This window comes from Paenibacillus sp. Y930 (genome assembly GCF_056786375.1).
Window position 1 is genome coordinate 1 of sequence record NZ_JBXCIX010000006.1, and the last position, 17,656, is coordinate 17,656.

Consider the following 17,656-nt stretch of genomic DNA (forward strand, 5'->3'; position numbering starts at 1 on the left):
CCTTGGTCACTTTGATGTTATTGGCAGAAGTAGCAGATTCAGTGACAACTTCCTGCGGAAGTTCGTGAATACCTGAACGTTAGGTGAAATACATGCAAAGAATTTTAAGGAGCAATTATGAATCAAAATACCCTAAATTCCAATACAATATCAAAACTACTTCAGCTGGATAATGAGCTAAGGGATCATTACGATGCAACTCTAGACCATTTTATTGGGCTATATATTCGTAGTGAAGAAGGCATAAAGTATGATTGTACGCCCGATGATGCCAAAGTATTTGCTTCCACGGGAATGGGTGGTGATCATTTTGCTTTCTCAACGCTGAAAGGAACAATCAGCGATTTAGATGAAGCTCCCATCTTGTTTATTCAACCTATGATGTTTGATAATCCAGTAAAAAAAGTAGCGAGAAACATTAAGGACTTATTCTCTATATATTTGAAACTCAAAGAATTTTATATCCTGGAAAGGTTTGATGGATATAAATCTGAGTCAGACATGATACATGATATAAAGAAGTACTATGATAAGGGATTAAAAGAACGAGCACAAGATATTGAATTCATATCTAAACAACTTGAAGGCCATCTTAAAATTAAGCCAATGGAGGATATATTTAATTATATGATAAAGCTAAGAGAATAATATATGGGGTATTTCATGTTGGCACGTACTTCACCTAACACAGTATTCACGCGGCGGCTGCGCCTTGGTCACTGGTGATGCTTTTGACAGAGTAGTAGATTCAGTGACAACCTTGCATGCGCAAGGTTCGTGAATACCTGAACGTTATCAGAAATACCTTAATAAATTTGTAGTTGGAGGTGAAGGTATCTCAAAGTTATATGAAATAATCTACAAGAATATCTATTTTATTAATTTTTTGCCTGTGATTATATTTCATATAATCTTACTGCCTATATGGCTACTAATTAATTTATTTCCATCATTGTGGGGAGTTAGCATTGTATCACAAATAGTAACGACATTATTTTTACCGTATATTCTGATTGAATTAAATATGAATTACAATATAAAATATGCGAAAAAAGTATTTATTATTAACTGGTTACTTGTCTCAATCTCAACTTTAGTTTCATTTTCATTGTCATATCTTAATTGGGCATTAGCCTCGGGAGGAATCTTAAATCCAGATAGTGAAACTATTCTAATAATAAGATGGGAATCAACAATCTCAATCATATTGATTTTTATTCTAAGCATTATTAAACAAATAAAACTAATACATCAAGATTAACAAACCTAATGAACGTAGATTGCAATGAAGAAGGTACTTCTGATAACACAGTATTCACGCAGCGGCTACGCCTTGATCACTATGATGTTTTTGACAGAGTAGAATATTCATGTGACAACTTGCTGCGGAAGTTCGTGAATACCTGAACGTTATAGGAAATCAGTGAGAATAAAAATAATCTAATAATATCAATGAGTGGGTGATGTTCTGAATGAAGAAGATGATAATTCTATTGATGATTATGTTTCTCATGAGTTGTCAGAGCCAGCAAGAAGAATACATGATAATAAAAGACGAACAAGGGAATGTTTTAGCTACAAATAATGATTTTAAGGTAATTGTAATTGCAGCTATGACAAGTAAACCAATTTTGGGGCTATATTTAGAATTTAAGGATAATGAAAAACTCAGAAAAATTGTTAAAGATAATTATGAAAAGTCACTTTACTTTTATCATTCAGAAGAATTATTATTTTCAGAAGAGATATTTATAGAACATCCTGAATATCTGTTTAATATAATATTTCAAAGCTTGGACGAAAAGGAATTATCACGAATGGAAGAAATCTTGAAAATATACAATGATTAGTAAACTCAGAGAAGCCACTGACTTCGTCTAACACCATATTCGCGCTGCGGGCATACGCCCTCGGAAAATCGAGGATCAGATTCAACTATTCATTCAGCTCCCATGGAAGAACGGAATTACTTCCATCATCTGTGGTGCAGCGTTTGCGCTGCATGTATGGCTAACGGAGAACGATAGTTCAAAAGGTACGTAGATTAAACCCTCTACTTAGAAGCAAACTAGATTAATAGTTTCTAAAGGGAGGTTTTGTTATGAACTTGAGTGAGTTGTGGCGGTTGTACGAGGTTGATAAACGTATTCAAGGATTTAGTCCGAAAACATTAAAAGCTTATGTCCTCCAGCACAAAATGCTGATGTTGGAACTTGGCGATATCGAAATATCAGAGATCACGTTAACAATGTTGAAGGAGTACTTGGCCAAACAAGCAGATCGATTAAAGCCTAGTAGCCTAGGGCATCGAATTCGGTTTGTTCGTTCCCTTTTTCGCTACGCATATGAGGAGACGTACCTGACTTCAAATCCCTCTCTAAAATTAAGAGAACCAAAACTGGATAAACGTATTCCTAAATTTTTGATCGAGGAAGAAGTTATTCACTTAAAGATCTCTTGTCAGTCACTTAGGGAAAGAGCTCTTCTTGAGTTTCTTTACTGTTCCGGCTGCCGAGTTGGTGAAGTGGAGAAGATAAACATCGAGGATCTCAACTGGGAAAACTGCTCTGTAATAGTTGATGGCAAAGGGTCAAAGCAGAGAGAAGTTTACTTTACGACAGAGTGCAAAGTATGGTTAAAGAAGTATCTTGCTAGCCGTACTGACTCCTGTAAAGCCTTATTCGTAACCGATACACATCCGACTTGTAAATGTCAACATAAGAATGTATATTTTTGCTTGTTTAATGATGTACAAAATCACTTGTCTTCTTTCACAAAGTGATCCTTCAAACGGTAAGATTCGCCTACAATCGTGACGACTGTTGCATGATGTAAAATACGGTCTAAGATGGCATTTGCTAACTTTGGTTCCCGAAAAACTTCATCCCATGCCTTAAAATTTACATTCGTTGTAAAGATCGTACTTCGCTTCTCATAGCGCATATCGATGAGCTGAAAGAAGATCTTTGCATCCTCAGGTTCAATCGGGAGATATCCGATCTCATCGATGATGAGAAGCTTGTATTTTGTATAGTGTTTGAGTCTCGTTTCCAAGCGATTCTCTAATTTTGCACGCTTAAGATTCTGAATAAGATCATGGCATTTAATAAAATACGTGCTGGTTCTTTTCTTAGCTGCAGCAATGCCAATCGAGGTGGCTAGATGCGTTTTCCCAACTCCACTAGGGCCTAAAAATACAATGTTTTCATTGGCCTCCAGAAAGCGTAGGGTACTAAAATCCAAGATTTGCTGTCGATTCACAGACGGTTGAAAGCTAAAGTCAAAATCCATGAGTTCCTTCTTGTGAGGGAAAGCCCCGACCTTAACCATTGCTTCGATCATGTTCTGTTCACGCACATCGATCTCGTAGCTTATTAACTTCACGAGCGTGTCCATAAACGACAATTGGTTAAGGATACTAAAGTCGACGACCTCATCCAGATGAGCAACCATTTGTTTTAACTTCAAATATTCTAAATGCTGTAAGGCTTGTTGGTAGGAGGTTCCCTTCATTCAAAGACACCTCCGATCGTGCGAAGATTCTTCTTGGCTAGGTCATTAATATCTGGATAGCTTGGCATAGACAGCTTGAGATTCTCTCTGTAATGCTCTTCTTTGTAATTCAATCTTGTCTCACCTAAAGGGTGGCGTACCAGAAGTTTCGTGTTATAATAAGCATACAAATGGTTGTCATAGACTTGTAAGCCTACTGTTTTTCCTTGATACCCAGCGGGAACTGAGTATTGTCTGGATTAGTAGGAGATCATGTTTGATGCATTGATCTTCACAAGCTTATGATGTATGCGATAGGAACTTCTTACACGCTCTGTTGGCAGTGGGTGTAGGGAGTTCTTTTCCTTTTTTAAAGAAAGAACAGGTACTTTTCCACTCCCTTGATGGAACGATTGATTGACACGGTTACATAGTTTTTGAATGAAGTCATGAAGTTCTGGCAAGCTTAATTTTCCTTGGTACGCATGGATCTCATCGAGTAGTTTCATCTGTGCTTCTACCTTTCCTTTTGTCCGTGGGCGACCGGCTACACAGGGCTTCACGTTAAATCCAAAGTCGGTAGCAAATTGGTTGAACTTCGCGTTAACTTTTCCAGCAGATTGTTCCGTTCTTGCTTCATCCATCACCGTTTTCATGTTGTCGGTTAAGAGCTCATGAGGCACACCGCCTAGGGTTTCAAAAGCTTCCGTTAAGAACGACATTAACACGGCTTGTGACTTCGTAATGCTCATATGGTAGAAGCGAAAACGTGAATAGGATAGCAGCAACACGGCAACATTGATCTCTACTTTCTCACCCTCGCGAGTTTCAAAGCGAATATTTTCTTTCCAATCTAGTTGGGCTTGCACGCCTGGTGCCGTCTCGAAACGAATGGTTCCTTTGGGTGATGGAAGGCGATCTCCTTGTTTGAAGTAAGCTTCAAACGCCGGCTTACGAGCAATGTACGCCCTAAAAGCAGAGGCAGAGCAATCCAACCCATGATTATCCTTCAGATATTGCCACAACACACGCTTGTAATAGAAGATTTGCTTGCTGTCTTCAGAAAGCAAAGCAGCAATGATCTCGTAATACTCATCGATCTTAGATCCCTTGTCTTTCGTTGTTTTCTTTGTAAATCCATCGAGATACTTCTGGATGGTACGAGGATCTACGTCTAACTCTCTAGCTAATTGACTTCTATTGATTTTCATCTTAAGATTCTCCATCAATGATTTAAATTTAGGTAAGTCTAGTAAACTACGAATCTCAAATTCCGTTTGAACATCCAACGTCATGTACATGTGCTCATCTCTCCCTTGAGAAAAGTATGTAGCATGTCGTCAAAACTGTACATTATTATTCAAGCGTTTCTGTACATATTTAGACTAGCATTTGTACCGACTAAACGAATGGCTATTCCTACGATCAGGTGGGCTTTGAAACGGCTGGCAGATCGGGGAGAAATCAAAGCAAATGTATATCCCCATCGATTTAGACATACTTATGCGTGCCAACTACTGGATAACGGTGCACCATTGGATTTCATCCAAGGTATGCTGGGGCATGAAAAAGCATCAACCACGCAAATCTATGCTCAGCTCCGTGGTGAGCGCCGGAGAGAACTTTATCGGCGATTTTTTTAGCATGAATTAGCGGTGGACTCGCCTTTAGTGATCCTCCGCTATTCAACTAAAGGGCAGTTTATTGAAGTAACATTTGTAACAAAAGAAGGTGATTTTACGTTTTAATACATAATTGCTATGCAGGAGGGATTTCATTGAGATTGAAAATTATAACTTTGTTGATTTGTATATTAGCTTTATCCGCTTGTGGATCTAAACCGGAGATAACAATAGATTCCGATGTAAACAGTGTTTCGTCTTCGCATCCTGATTTAAATCAAGATAAAAGATTTAATGATGGATTTGTAGGATTCGTGGTAAAGAAAGAAAATAATCAAGTTCTTGTCACAAACCCAAATGTTCAAGACTTCAGTGCGAACGGCGGGGAAAAATACTATTATTCGGCTGAATGGTATACGAACGTCCCCTCCAACATCGAGATCGGTCAGAAAGTGGAAGTATGGGTCGCTGATGGCGCTAAGACAACTCAATATCCAGGTAGAGATACAGCGGTGGATGTTGAGGTTCTTCAGACTCCGCAACCAGATGGAGCCAACTTAATCGAAGAAGATGCTATCCGAAAAGCTCTTGCTTCAAAGGAAGTAGCAGCGGCTAATTATTCATGGCCAGTTATAAAAGAAGTGAAATATGACATATCTAAATCTCGTTGGACGATTTTCGTAACACAGATGAGCGAAGAAAAAGTGTTGGAGATAATTGTTGATGATAAGTAGAAAGCAAATTTGGAAGTTTTTATTAAGCTAACGGGGAACGATAGTTGAATAATACCCATGGATGAGTAGGCGTTGTGATGGCCTGCTCATTTTATTAAGCTAAAGGGCAGTTTAGCAAAATAATCACAACCGTATTCTGGTAATATAATTTTTAGGAGGAAGTCACTTCGCCAAGAGCCTGTAACAGTTTTACCTTTCTAAATTTAATAAAGGAAGCAATTCTCCAAGGTACTACATAGCTAAAAGCAACTATAAAGAAAAGCATACCTAGACTTGTTGGATCCATGCCAGAAAAATATTGTCTTGCTACGAATCGAATCACCACAACTGCAATCAAAACGATAAAAAAGGATTTATTTTTTTGTGCATAAATCTGTCCGTCCTGACGAATTTCATAGTTGGTAGTCAACATAAGAGGAACTGCCAGTAATACCCCGATCAAAGATGCTACGCCAATTTCCCGAATTTTCAAGTGGAATGGAAGTTGTGAAAACATAGAAATCACTGGAAATAAATAGAGTATCGGGAGCAAAATTTTGATCCCCGACCCTTGAATCGGGCGAAACATCGCCCTAGTGCGCCTCCAAAATACTAACCCTAAAATCACAACCATGAATCCATAAATGGTTAATCCGTTCACTTTTCATTCTCCTTGTTCGCTTATTGTTAGACGATTAAGTCTTGTTTTTCGTTTGCACCCTGATAATATCGCCCTTTATTAGGAGAGAAATAGTAACCTTTGTCAACAATTCCATGTTACTATAGTCACTCACTAGTATGAGATGTGACAGGTTCGCTCAGTTGCTAGAAGGAGGGGCTTAGCTCAGCTTGGAGCACACCTCTTGTTGGTTACACACTCGAAAAAACTATTCAAAAAGTAAGACAATTTGCACGGGGTCATTGCTCAGCTGGCAGAGCGCTACACTGGCAGTATAGAGGTTAGGGGTTTGATCCCCCTTTCCTAAATGGTTTTGGATATTATCTCTACGATATGGCAGGGTTATAAGATAAGTTTACATTTAAGAATGATCTCAATATTTGGTCAAATTACACGCTTAGACTCTTGTTGACGTGGTGCAACCATTCTTCCAAGTGTAAGACCGAACCATACCAAGAAAAGGATGAGTAGTAGCGCGATAACAGTACCTATCAGAAACGTCACTACATCTATCACAGCTGCGTCGAATAATCTATAAAGGGTATACGTGGAATAGGGGATTTCAAGTAACGATGCTGTGATGACACCTGGAGAGTACATTTTTAATGCAATGGTCACCCCAACATGTTTAATACCATCCAGCAAAATCACGGCAACGATTCCAACAAACAGCATATTTAGTTTGCCGTTACTGTCGAAATCTTTTATAGCCAAGTATGTTATTAAACTAAGAAACGAACCGAGCAGCAATACCGCAAACGTAAATTGAAATGTGATGCGCTTTTCCCAATTAATCAGGCGGTTTCCCATAGCTAAAAAAGGATGGTCCTTATTTACCCTCAGACACTTCTCTATCGTCACAATTTCTTCTCCGTCATGGATGGAAAATATGATCGGCAGCAACCATATCAAGGTTTTTGTGCTGATAAGTTCATTTATGTACCATAACATTATCATCGCCTTCCTTTCGTTGCATTGTACGGATAACGTAGGCGAAGAAACGTAGCTTCAACCTCTTGGGCAGAAGCTTACTGACGCCTGCATATAAGAATCGATTATGCCATCCTGGGACAATAAGTGATTTTTTCCCAAGGTTACGTATGGCTGCTGTGACGACGGATGACGCACTCATTGCTCCAACGTCACTAATGCCTGCAACCTCTTGAAATTCCGTCTTCGTTGCCCCAGGACATACGGTTAGCACATCGATTCCCTCATGTTTCAATTCATATGACAAACCTTCTCCAAAATAAGCGTTGTGAACTTTCGTAGCGGAATAATGTGTCCAGTAAGGCACAGGACTGAAAGCGACACTGGATGAAACGAAAACAATACCTCCGCGCTTGCGAACGGCCATTTGCTTGCCGAACGTATAGGCCAATAGAATAGGCGCTAAACAATTGACATGCAGCATATCCAATTCTTTCTGTATATCGTTATTCAAAAATGCACCCGTGATGCTGAATCCTGCGCAATTGACTAATAAGCCAATTTCAATCGTATCTGTTATAGCAAGGATCCCAGTTAAAAAATCTGGCCGAGTTAAGTCAACGGCGGCTACTTTTATCTCTACTCCATGCTCCTTAACTAAAGTCTGTGCCAATTCATTCAGCTTGTCTTCACGGCGTGCAACCAATACCAGATTCATCCCGCGACTTGCAAGTTGCTTGGCAAATTCGGCGCCAATACCGGAGGATGCTCCAGTTATTAAGGCCCATGAGCCATATGATTCGATAAATGTACCCATATCATTTCACTCCTAAATAATAATTAATTGAGTACTCACTTAAATTAGAGGAAAAAAGAATGGCTGCCGTGGACTGTTTCATTATAGACAACTGCAATCAGCTATATTTTAGCTATTGTTGTACGATCAGGCCATGCAACAGCAAATGCACAAGATGGCGAATGTATGGCTCTTCTTCGAGCATGAAAACGTTGTGTCCAAAGCGGGAACGGATAATAACGTATACGAGAATAGATGACGTGAGCGATATCATGGCAACTTCATAAGAACCTTCATCCCATTGCTCACTTGAAGTTCCATTGTTAAGTGTGATACTGCCAATTGTACCGATATTCTTGATCAGATGAAGCACCCCTTGGGATACCGTTTCATCCTGAATCATTTCTGGAGACCAAATAAGCATAATGTAATCTAAATTTTCCTTCAGAAAATGTAGGTATCTCATCCCGTAATGAACGAGCGCTTCCTCCAGCGGCAGTTGCGCAAGCTTTTCTTTCTCCTCCTGTATTCGCAACGCAAAAGAAAAATTGTTCACAAGATCGAGTAAAAGTTTCCGTTTATCGCCGAAATAGTAGAAAATAAGTCCTTCCGCAACGCCGCACTCATTCGCGATTTCTTTGGTCGTGGTAGCATGAAAGCCTTTTTGCGAGAAAAGCTTCAGTGCTGCCTTAAGAATAAGCTCCTTCTTGGATTCCTTGTCCTCTTTTATTGGCAAAATAATATGTCCTCCCTTTGAATACGAATATCATTTTATTTGAGTATATACTCAAATTTTGTCTTATGTTCAGTCCTTTGTCAAGAGGGGGTCAGAATGGGTGTGTTTCGCATCAGAGGTGTCAAACTAACCCTTATCACGTTTTTTTGTATTGTGGGGTTGAAGCAACGGTAGGGTTATGGGGAGCCAGTTATTTGGTTGGTGCAAGAGATGTTACGGCTGAGACGGTAGCCTGGTGGATATCTTTATAATATGGGAGGAATTACAGTGTGAAGGTTTATTACTGGCTTTATAACGCTGAAGGTTCTAAACTGTGTGTTAATCCGCTTAGGTCAGCTCGTTTTCATTGTAGGCGGAATTATCATCTTGCTTCCAGTGCCTACTCCGCTATTACTGATTGGATTCATTCTGGTAGGTCTCGGTCTTGCACCCATCTATACTGGGCTGCTCCATGAAGGGCCACAACCCGGTAAGCTTTACACTAACGGAGAACGATAGTTCGATAATACACATTGATGAGCAGTACTTCGGTAGCCTGCTCTTTTTATTAAGCTAAAGGGCAGGATTATTGAACGAGATAAATCAAATCTTTTAATATAAGGGGGGGTATTTTGATATTTTCAAGGAAATTTCTAGGGTTTGTTTTAACTACTTTGTTAATTGGAATATTCCTTACTTTCCTTTTTGCGATAACAGAAGGCTCAAGTTTCTTAGCTATTGGACTTCTTCTTACAGGTGCTTTTCCATTTGTACTTCTAATTGGGGTACCTGTATCTTTCTTATCTGATTACCTAACAAAAAATCTAAACGGAAAACAAAGAAATATAGTGGCATTATTTATTCATAGTATATTTGGTTTAATAGCTGGATTAGTGATTTCTTTCTTATTTGAGAGTTTATTTCTTGTTGGAGTAACAATTATAGCCGCACTTATATTCTGGTTAGTTGATGAATTTTTGAGAAAGAAAATAAGGATAAAAAATAAAAAAATTTAACTAACCGAGAACGATAGCTCAATAAAAACACAAAGGCAGCAGTCACACTGACATGCTGCCTTTGTTCAACTAACGGGAAGTTAATCTCCAATATGTGGTATTATATGTTTATTAAGTTAATGACTTCGTTAATTCAATATCAGTACGGATGGAGGGGGCTAATAACATTAAAAAGAAAAAACTTGTGGGATTGTTCGCATCAATATTCCTCATTTTATATGGTATATGGAAACTGATTGATTTTTTTGAACCAAAAGTTGGTCCAGTAGGTAACGGTCCTAGTGACACTGTTGTGGAAATAGTATGGATATTATTTGGTATATCAATGATTTTTGGTGTTGGTGGAGTGATTTGTTTTTCTTATTCAATTTTTAAAAAGAAATGACTAATTAATAATCCAAAAGTTAGTTGTTTCGCTAACGGGGTACCATTAGTTGAATGATACTCATTAATGAGCAGGCGCTAAGGTGCCTTATATTGTCGAGTGGCGGAGAAAATGAATTATTAAAGGACGAGGGGACGGCAATTAAAATGAATAAAAGCACAAGCATTCCATTAGTTTTGATTATTCTAGGAACTTTACTGATAGGTTTTATTTTGGGCATCTCTGTTAATAAATCTAACTCAACTAATGAGAATCAATACCGCTACCAATTAATTAGTGCTAACGATAGTAATCTAATATTATTCGACCAGAAAACAGGTGAGTATTGGAGAAAGTTCATTCCGGCTAATGAAGGTCCTACTGAATGGGAAAAAGAGAACTCACCAGTTGAGAACTAAAGCATCAACGTGAAGATTTTCAATATGTATTAATCCAGAGGGGTCAAAGTCAATAAATCAAGTTTTGCATTACGCTAACGGAGAACGTTAGTTGAACGTAAAAAGGAACAGTTTGCCTCGGCAGCTGTTCCTTTTTTTATTAGGGTAGGATAATAAAAAAAGTGAATGAGTAAATTTATCAAAAATGATATGATATAACTAAAACTACCAAAAAAGGAAGTTGCGACACGGTACTTTCGTTTTTTTCATTGCAAGCTATTTTTATGATCATTTTTTACGGACTATTAATGTTGATGGGTCTATATAGTCTTTACTTGTTCATTAAACTGCAGATACGAGGTATAAAAGCCCTAGATATTTATCTTGATGAAAAGAGAAATAGACGTTTATAACTACCACCCTAACGGAGAACGATAGTTCAATTATATTAAGGCAACCGTGCGGCAGTATTTTCTCGATTAACGGTCAGGTTAATTCGAACTTACAATATAACCAAACTATAGGTAGTATATATGAGAAAAAGAATAAGAGGTGATTGTCATGAAGTTTGAATATACTGTCCTGGGAAAGCGGGATGATATATACGGTGTTAGATACATTTTGGATGAAAAAGAGCATCTTCCAAAATACAATGATATCTCCCTCATAAGAGTTTTAAATATTCTTGGAGATCAAGGATGGGAACTGGTAGTCAAAGAAAGCCGAAGTACGTATATTCTAAAGCGTCAGCTGAGATAGAAAATCCTTGGATTTTCAGCTTTTACATACCCACTTGTTATCTAACGGGCAGGATACTTAAAAACTGCAAAGAGAAATTTGGTCATAATGTATGTTCGGGAGGTGATATTTTGGTTAATATAATTTATATTTCACTCACTGTTATATTTTTAGCGTTGTTAATATTTGGACTTATACAATGTAGAAAACATTCCTTTACTGCAGGTTTTTATTGCTTTCTCATTTTAATTGTCCATCAGATTTTACCTTATATTTATTCCCCTTTTATTCATAAATACATTAATTATTCATTGACTAGCGGTAATACTCCCATGGGAATGACTATTGGTGAATTAGTAGCTTGGTTTACTCTATTTCCTAGAATTATAGAAGTTATTGCTTTTAGCTTTTTAGTAGTTGGACTATATCGAATGTGGAAATCTAAGATCATCAAATCATGATCATCACAGTTTATTCAGCTGACGGGCATCGCTTGTTTACTTGAACGGACGCTATTTGAAGGGAAGTAAACGATCGTGGCGGTTGATTGTGAGGAATACCTTTATGAAATCGGGGGACGTATTATGAGTGAAATAGAAGAAGTGCTACCAGGTGGGAATGTCAACAAGGTTGTTCGAGTAGGCGATACCATACGCCGAAGTGCTAACAACAATCCGTATGTAAATGATCTTTTGCTTTATTTGGAAAAAAGCGGATTCTACAATGCCCCACGTTTTCTCGGCATGGATGAACAGGGGCGCGAAATGTTTACTTTTATCCCAGGTGAGGTTCCTGGAAATGACTATCCGGATATAGCACCTTACATGTGGTCGGATGCTTCGCTTATAGAAATAGCGAAATTACAGAGACATTTTCACGATACAACACGAGGGTTTGCTTCCAAAGCAATACCAAAAAACGCTTATCCAGATCCAGCAATAAATGAAGTCGTTTGTCATAACGACGCGGCGCCGTATAATATCGTCTTTAGAGACCAGCGCCCAATGGCGCTCATCGATTTTGATATGGCAAGTCCGGGGCCTCGTATTTGGGATATCGCGTATACACTGTACACAACCGTTCCGCTTGCCAGTTTCGAGCCGGCTGCACCCGATGCGGCAACGACGCCCTATAGTCCCGATCTACATGCTGGAAATCGTCGTCGTCGGATTGCTCTGTTTTTTGAAAATTATGGTATGGAAGCCCCGGATAACCTAAAGGAGTGGGTTATTGAGCGCCTTCAAGCTATGTGTACAACCCTTTCGCAAGGCGCAGCTAATGGGGAGGAAGCTTTTGTGAAAATGATTGAAGAGGGTCATTTATCGCATTATGAGCAGGAAATTAAGTTTTTGACTTTGCATTTCGACGATTGGACTATATATCCAGGTTAATATACAGTGAGCCATCATTGAACTAACGAAGAACGATAGCTTAATAACGATAAGAAGGCAGCCGGATAGTGCAGACGGCTGCCTTTGTTCAACTAACGAGCAGCTTTGTTCGAATAGGGGTCGCCTCACGAAACGGTAAAAATCGTACGTTAATTGAATATGGACACAAAAATAGCCATCATAAGGATTTTGCTGTCAAAAATTTTACTGAACCTTTTTCCTCTTGAGAGCGAATTAAGGGTTGTAACACGTCAGGGAGGGGCCCCCATGAATGATAAAGAGTTAATACCGTGGCTTGAAAAAGCAACGTTGGGCGACGAGTCGTCCTTTCAGCTTGTCTATCAAGCGACTCACCAAGACGTCTATCGGACGGTTGCTTTTCTCGTCTACAACAAACAGGACATTGAGGATATCGTGAATGAAATTTACCTGCGCATGTGGCGGTCGTTTCACACGTACGACCCGAACCGGCCATTCCGGTATTGGTTGCACGGGATCACTGTACGCCAAGTCCAGGATTGGAAAAGAAAAACCTGGCGGCGAATTCGCCTCTTTGAACGAAACCGGCAGATGACTTTCGAACAGTTCGAGTGTACGGACAAAGCTGTCCTGCAGTCCGAAATGCAGCATGAGCTGTTCAGCCTTGTCCGTCAGTTATCTTACAAACTACGTGTGGTCGTCATCCTGCGCTATTTTCACGACTATGCTCTGGTAGAAATCGCAGATATGCTGCAGATCCCAGTTGGTACAGTGAAATCCAGGCATCATTTGGCACTGAGAGAACTCCGAAAACGTTTCGAAATGACGGGAGGAGACGTGTATGTCTATTGATAAGGAATTGCGTGAAGAACTACGTCAGGCAGCAGATTCGATGAACTGCCCACCTGAATTGTATGGACGTGTCCGACATTCCTATCAACACTATGTAAACGAAAAGAGAGGTGGATCTCCCATGAAGAAACATATTCTGGCAGGCATTATCGCAGCAGCAATCCTGATTCCGTCTGCAGTATTTGCTGCTTCCTATCTGGCCGATGATATTTTCGGCTCTTCTGCGACCATTGAACAGCAGGGTGGTACACAGGAAGGTTATCAAGAGATTGAAGGAATGCTTCAGGAAGTAAAAGGCAAGCTCACGGAAGACGAATTCAAGGAGTACATGGAGTTAACCAAGCAGTTAATGCAATTAAAGCTGAAGATCACCGATGAAAATGGAGTCAAACATGAGGAGAAGTTGACCAAAGAAGAGCAGCAGCAGTTTGAGCAGCTCGCATCCAGACTAGCCCCTTACTTCGAGAAGATAAACGGAACCGCCAAACCGTAATAAAATGAAGCAGGGACCCATCCGATCTGGATTGGGTCCCTTTTTCTTTTGTTGAAATAAATGGAATTTTAGTGTAACTATACTTCAAGTTAATCCCTTATTTAGTTAGAACGGGTTTCAAAAGATAGTACCGATATTCCTATTTCAATCTGGAAAGGAAACATATTACAAATTTTTACGTCTATAGTAAGGAAGGTCAGAAATTAAAAGCTCTTCGGGAGGGACATAAAAATGCTGAATAAGTTATTAATACCTTTACTTGTATGCATCTTATTAACACTTGCTGCTTGCAGCAATAAACCTTATGGACATTACGAAGATAATAAAATGATTGGGAATATTGAACTGGTGGAACCAGAAAATAACTTGGTTGAAGTGGATATTTCTGAATGGGATAAAAGAGATGTTAGAGGTAACGTCAACGATTACGGCGTGTCTATTAGGGTTAAAGTAACGGATGATTTGATTATTAAGAAAGAGGATGGGTCCATATCCAATATTAATTCATTAAAAATCGGACAAAAAGTACTTCTCAACCCACCAAAAGGGAGTGATGAAGGCGTCACATATGAAGCAAAGGAAATTATTTTGATGGGAATGTCATACAAGGAGAAGTATAAACGATTATTGTCCAACCAAGAGGGGAGGTATCTGACAACGGTATTTGTTAAAGAAGGAGACTCATTGCCATCAACAACGGAAGATACACTGATGGGTCTTCCATCCAAAAGTCCAATAAACTTCGGAGTTTATCAAGAGGACTATGTTGTTGATTATAAGCAGGAATTGAATATTGAAAACTTCCCTGTCATGCTAGTATTTGATGCAGAGGGATTAGTTTACAAAACGTATGATGTAGATGAATTGGTAGCTTTTTTTAACGGTATATTATAATTAAGGCCCGCTCCGAAGGTGAGTTTTAGTGAACTCTTCCATGCGAAGCGCCTTAACTCAAAAATAAATCGACACTACATTTCATAGCTTCTAAATTGAGAGAATGCAGGTGAGAAATTGAACTTTGTTTTCATTAAACGATTTTTAATAGTAGTAGCAATTTTTTTTAGTTGGTTTATTATTCACACTACTTTCGTCATAATAGATGGGTTAAATGATGAATTGAAATCTGTTGACGTGGCTGTAGTATTAGGAAATAAAGTAGAAACTAATGGACAGCCTTCTGAGCGGTTAAAAGCAAGATTAGATAAGTCCGTAGAACTTTATGATGAGGGCTATTATACTTTCATCATTGTAAGTGGTGGTATTGGTAAGGAAGGCTTCGATGAGGCAAAGGTTATGAAATCATACTTAATAGATAAAGGGATAGCGGAAGATAAAATTATAGAGGATAATAATGGGTACAACTCCTATATGACCGCCCAAAATACCAGCAAAATTATGCTTGAGTTGGAATTAGACTCCGTTATGGTTATTACCCAATATTTTCATGTATCTAGGACAAAATTAGCGTTTAGTAAAATGGATTTTAAAGAAGTGTATTCAGCTCATGCCAAAATCGTTGAGTTTAGAGATATTTACTCAATAATACGAGAATTCCCAGCATATTATAAATATCTCTTTGAATAATGAGAGAAGGATTAACCCTGTACTTTGAAATCATCGTGTAATCTCCGCAGACGGTAAGCGTTCATTGCGAATTCACGTAGCTCCTCAAGAATGGTATAATTCGCCCATGCACCTGCGACAGCGCCGATCCCAGGCACCATCTGCAACATTTTCCGGAAATCAATGGATTCGCGATACTCGATCTGAAATGTCTCCCAGTCCATATTATTGGAGTATTCAGCGTCAGAGAGCCATTGTTCCTTTTCAATATGCCAATGCTTGATGGAATCCAACAATCTAACACGGTTGTCCGGACCCGAAAACGTCATTTGAAATACTTTGAGAATGAATACACGCTCCGAGAAATGTTTGGTGTCATAACCGTAAACATGTGCAAGCTGGAACAAAAATTTCATTTTGATCGCAATTAAAGCTGGAAAGTCTACCATGCTAAACATAATACCGCCTGCTCCCGTTCCTGCGCCTTCGGCAACAGCGACTTTTTGGTACAGGGCAAATAACTCAGTTGCTTTTTGATCGGTAGACTCCAATTCCAAGTTACGTTGAACCGGACCTCTAGGCGTATATTCCGCACCGAACAGTGCTGTACGCACGATCGATTTTATGGTGGACGTAATGATGCTGTGTACCTTCGGGGGAATCAAATGATTAATTCGATTGCCGATTGTTTTCGACGTTTTTTCCAGCCATCCCGGAGGTTTGAACATTTTTTGCTCCCAGTCGGCAACTTCCCTTTGCACTTTATGCTCGTAATTCATGATCAATCGCTCCTCCAAAAATCCTATAAATAGAATTGCTATGAAATCAACATAAGTAAATGGTTTACTAATCTCTTAATGCTCATTAATCGTTTCTTTCAATGTAGCGATAAACGCTTGAGCTGCCTTCGATAAATATCTTCCTTTACGACTTGCGATTACGAGAGTTCGTGTTGGATGTGACTTTAGCTTAAGGTATATTGGCGTGTAATCAGAAAGTGAATTACGAGTCAACATATTCGGAACAAATGCGATGCCCATTTCACCGGCAACAAGCGATTGTACTGTATCGATATTTGTGCTTTCAAATACAATGCGAGGGCTGAATCCAACCGCTTCACAAAGTTCTAACGTAATTTGACGGAATCCTTGACCACGCTTCAATGCAATAAATGGTTCATCTTTCAATTCAATAATATCAATAGGGTCTGTGCGACCTGCTAATCGATGATTTTTCGGTACTGCGACGCAGATTTCTTCTTCCATATAAGGCTCGCAAGAAAGGGTTGCGTCAATTAACGGTAAGCTTAGTAGACTTAGATCAGTTCCACCACTAGCCGTTAATTGCTCCAGCTTGGCTGTAGTTTCCTCCACAAGCACAACTTCAATTTGCGGATACTGTGCTCCGAACCTTGGAAGTACAAGAGGTAAGATATGTGCACCAGTAATCGGTAATGTGCCAACAACGAGCTTCCCTTTACGCATTTGAGCCATATCGTCCATCTCTTGACGTAGCTGCTCGACCGCATCGAGAATATGCTGAGCCTTTTCAACGAATACTTGCCCAGCCTCGGTTGGTTCTACAGAATTGGTCGTTCTACGAAATAGCATAACATTCAATTCTTGCTCTAGCTTCGATAATTGCTGACTTAATGAAGGCTGAGCAATATGAAGCTTCTCCGCAGCCCGTGAGAAGTTTTTATCCTTAGCGATCTGTATGACATAGCTTAATTGTCTTAATTCCATAGTATTACCTACCTTCTTTATAATAACGATATACTTAATCGTGTAGCCGATCTCCAACTGAGAAGGATTATCAAAATCAATAAGAGATACTACTTCTATAGGTTAATCCTATAAAGGTTATAGATATTATATCTTAGAATAATGAAAAAAGACATGTTATGATTATATTA

20 protein-coding genes, 1 tRNA gene and 2 pseudogenes are annotated in these 17,656 nt (G+C 39.0%); 15 read left to right on the forward strand and 8 right to left on the reverse strand.

What is annotated here, in order from left to right; all coding sequences use genetic code 11:
* Positions 1 to 117 precede the first annotated feature (117 nt).
* From AC1TO5_RS16765 to AC1TO5_RS16775, 3 genes are all read left to right on the forward strand, one after another.
* Positions 118 to 648 (forward strand): hypothetical protein, encoded by a 531-nt coding sequence (locus AC1TO5_RS16765; RefSeq protein WP_482063989.1) that lies wholly within the window; start codon positions 118 to 120, stop codon positions 646 to 648.
* A gap of 824 nt (positions 649 to 1,472) precedes the next feature.
* Entirely contained in the window at positions 1,473 to 1,850 is a 378-nt protein-coding gene (locus AC1TO5_RS16770) for a hypothetical protein (RefSeq protein WP_482063990.1), read from the forward strand.
* Positions 1,851 to 2,101: 251 nt separating this feature from the next.
* Complete coding sequence (locus tag AC1TO5_RS16775) at positions 2,102 to 2,782, forward strand: tyrosine-type recombinase/integrase (protein WP_482063991.1); 681 nt, start codon at positions 2,102 to 2,104, stop codon at positions 2,780 to 2,782.
* Here AC1TO5_RS16775 and istB read toward each other — a convergent pair.
* A complete protein-coding gene (istB, locus tag AC1TO5_RS16780) occupies positions 2,758 to 3,513 on the reverse strand; it encodes an IS21-like element helper ATPase IstB (protein WP_482063992.1) in 756 nt (251 codons plus the stop codon). The two genes, AC1TO5_RS16775 and istB, sit on opposite strands and share 25 nt — an antisense overlap.
* Positions 3,510 to 4,793: pseudogene (gene istA, locus AC1TO5_RS16785) on the reverse strand (IS21 family transposase). Before istA ends, istB begins: the two are co-directional and overlap by 4 nt.
* Before the next feature lie 33 nt (positions 4,794 to 4,826).
* On the opposite strand from istA, the gene AC1TO5_RS16790 reads away from it, so the two are divergent.
* Together AC1TO5_RS16790 and AC1TO5_RS16795 are read left to right on the forward strand one after the other, a co-directional pair.
* The gene (locus tag AC1TO5_RS16790) at positions 4,827 to 5,135 is read left to right on the forward strand and encodes a tyrosine-type recombinase/integrase (protein WP_482063993.1); all 309 of its coding nucleotides are present in this window, start codon (positions 4,827 to 4,829) and stop codon (positions 5,133 to 5,135) included.
* 134 nt (positions 5,136 to 5,269) lie between these two features.
* Positions 5,270 to 5,848 (forward strand): DUF3221 domain-containing protein, encoded by a 579-nt coding sequence (locus AC1TO5_RS16795; RefSeq protein WP_482063994.1) that lies wholly within the window; start codon positions 5,270 to 5,272, stop codon positions 5,846 to 5,848.
* Positions 5,849 to 5,999: 151 nt separating this feature from the next.
* Here AC1TO5_RS16795 and AC1TO5_RS16800 read toward each other — a convergent pair whose 3' ends face one another.
* Entirely contained in the window at positions 6,000 to 6,461 is a 462-nt protein-coding gene (locus tag AC1TO5_RS16800; RefSeq protein ID WP_482057077.1) for a CcdC family protein, read from the reverse strand.
* Between the two features lie 280 nt (positions 6,462 to 6,741).
* On the opposite strand from AC1TO5_RS16800, the gene AC1TO5_RS16805 reads away from it, so the two are divergent.
* Positions 6,742 to 6,812, forward strand: a tRNA-Ala gene (locus AC1TO5_RS16805).
* A gap of 78 nt (positions 6,813 to 6,890) precedes the next feature.
* On the opposite strand, the gene AC1TO5_RS16810 is transcribed toward AC1TO5_RS16805, so the two are convergent.
* From AC1TO5_RS16810 to AC1TO5_RS16820, 3 genes are all read right to left on the reverse strand, one after another.
* Entirely contained in the window at positions 6,891 to 7,457 is a 567-nt protein-coding gene (locus tag AC1TO5_RS16810; protein WP_482063995.1) for an HXXEE domain-containing protein, read from the reverse strand.
* Positions 7,438 to 8,253, reverse strand: a complete 816-nt coding sequence (locus AC1TO5_RS16815) for an SDR family NAD(P)-dependent oxidoreductase (protein WP_482063996.1) — start codon at positions 8,251 to 8,253, stop codon at positions 7,438 to 7,440. Before AC1TO5_RS16815 ends, AC1TO5_RS16810 begins: the two co-directional genes overlap by 20 nt.
* Before the next feature lie 112 nt (positions 8,254 to 8,365).
* The gene (locus AC1TO5_RS16820) at positions 8,366 to 8,968 is read right to left on the reverse strand and encodes a TetR/AcrR family transcriptional regulator (RefSeq protein WP_482063997.1); all 603 of its coding nucleotides are present in this window, start codon (positions 8,966 to 8,968) and stop codon (positions 8,366 to 8,368) included.
* Between the two features lie 108 nt (positions 8,969 to 9,076).
* On the opposite strand from AC1TO5_RS16820, the pseudogene AC1TO5_RS16825 reads away from it, so the two are divergent.
* The 9 genes and pseudogenes from AC1TO5_RS16825 to AC1TO5_RS16865 form a co-directional block, all read left to right on the forward strand.
* Positions 9,077 to 9,430 (forward strand): annotated as a pseudogene (locus tag AC1TO5_RS16825) (MFS transporter); the annotation flags it as partial.
* Positions 9,431 to 9,579: 149 nt separating this feature from the next.
* Positions 9,580 to 9,963 carry a hypothetical protein gene (locus AC1TO5_RS16830; protein ID WP_482063998.1) on the forward strand — a complete coding sequence of 128 codons (384 nt, stop codon included), beginning with the start codon at positions 9,580 to 9,582 and terminating at the stop codon, positions 9,961 to 9,963.
* Between the two features lie 477 nt (positions 9,964 to 10,440).
* Positions 10,441 to 10,746: a hypothetical protein gene (locus AC1TO5_RS16835; RefSeq protein WP_482063999.1), complete on the forward strand. Its 306-nt coding sequence runs from the start codon at positions 10,441 to 10,443 to the stop codon at positions 10,744 to 10,746.
* Between the two features lie 677 nt (positions 10,747 to 11,423).
* Positions 11,424 to 11,924 (forward strand): hypothetical protein, encoded by a 501-nt coding sequence (locus tag AC1TO5_RS16840; protein ID WP_482064000.1) that lies wholly within the window; start codon positions 11,424 to 11,426, stop codon positions 11,922 to 11,924.
* 123 nt (positions 11,925 to 12,047) lie between these two features.
* Complete coding sequence (locus AC1TO5_RS16845) at positions 12,048 to 12,854, forward strand: phosphotransferase (protein WP_482064001.1); 807 nt, start codon at positions 12,048 to 12,050, stop codon at positions 12,852 to 12,854.
* A 267-nt stretch (positions 12,855 to 13,121) separates the two neighbouring features.
* The gene (locus tag AC1TO5_RS16850; RefSeq protein WP_482064002.1) at positions 13,122 to 13,685 is read left to right on the forward strand and encodes a sigma-70 family RNA polymerase sigma factor; all 564 of its coding nucleotides are present in this window, start codon (positions 13,122 to 13,124) and stop codon (positions 13,683 to 13,685) included.
* Complete coding sequence (locus AC1TO5_RS16855) at positions 13,675 to 14,178, forward strand: DUF3600 domain-containing protein (RefSeq protein WP_482064003.1); 504 nt, start codon at positions 13,675 to 13,677, stop codon at positions 14,176 to 14,178. The genes AC1TO5_RS16850 and AC1TO5_RS16855 overlap by 11 nt, the downstream gene beginning before the upstream one ends.
* Before the next feature lie 231 nt (positions 14,179 to 14,409).
* Positions 14,410 to 15,072 carry a hypothetical protein gene (locus AC1TO5_RS16860; RefSeq protein ID WP_482064004.1) on the forward strand — a complete coding sequence of 221 codons (663 nt, stop codon included), beginning with the start codon at positions 14,410 to 14,412 and terminating at the stop codon, positions 15,070 to 15,072.
* Between the two features lie 117 nt (positions 15,073 to 15,189).
* Positions 15,190 to 15,762 (forward strand): YdcF family protein, encoded by a 573-nt coding sequence (locus AC1TO5_RS16865; protein ID WP_482064005.1) that lies wholly within the window; start codon positions 15,190 to 15,192, stop codon positions 15,760 to 15,762.
* 11 nt (positions 15,763 to 15,773) lie between these two features.
* On the opposite strand, the gene AC1TO5_RS16870 is transcribed toward AC1TO5_RS16865, so the two are convergent.
* A complete protein-coding gene (locus tag AC1TO5_RS16870; protein WP_482064006.1) occupies positions 15,774 to 16,520 on the reverse strand; it encodes an EcsC family protein in 747 nt (248 codons plus the stop codon).
* Between the two features lie 75 nt (positions 16,521 to 16,595).
* Positions 16,596 to 17,486: a LysR family transcriptional regulator gene (locus AC1TO5_RS16875; protein WP_482064007.1), complete on the reverse strand. Its 891-nt coding sequence runs from the start codon at positions 17,484 to 17,486 to the stop codon at positions 16,596 to 16,598.
* Positions 17,487 to 17,656: the final 170 nt, after the last annotated feature.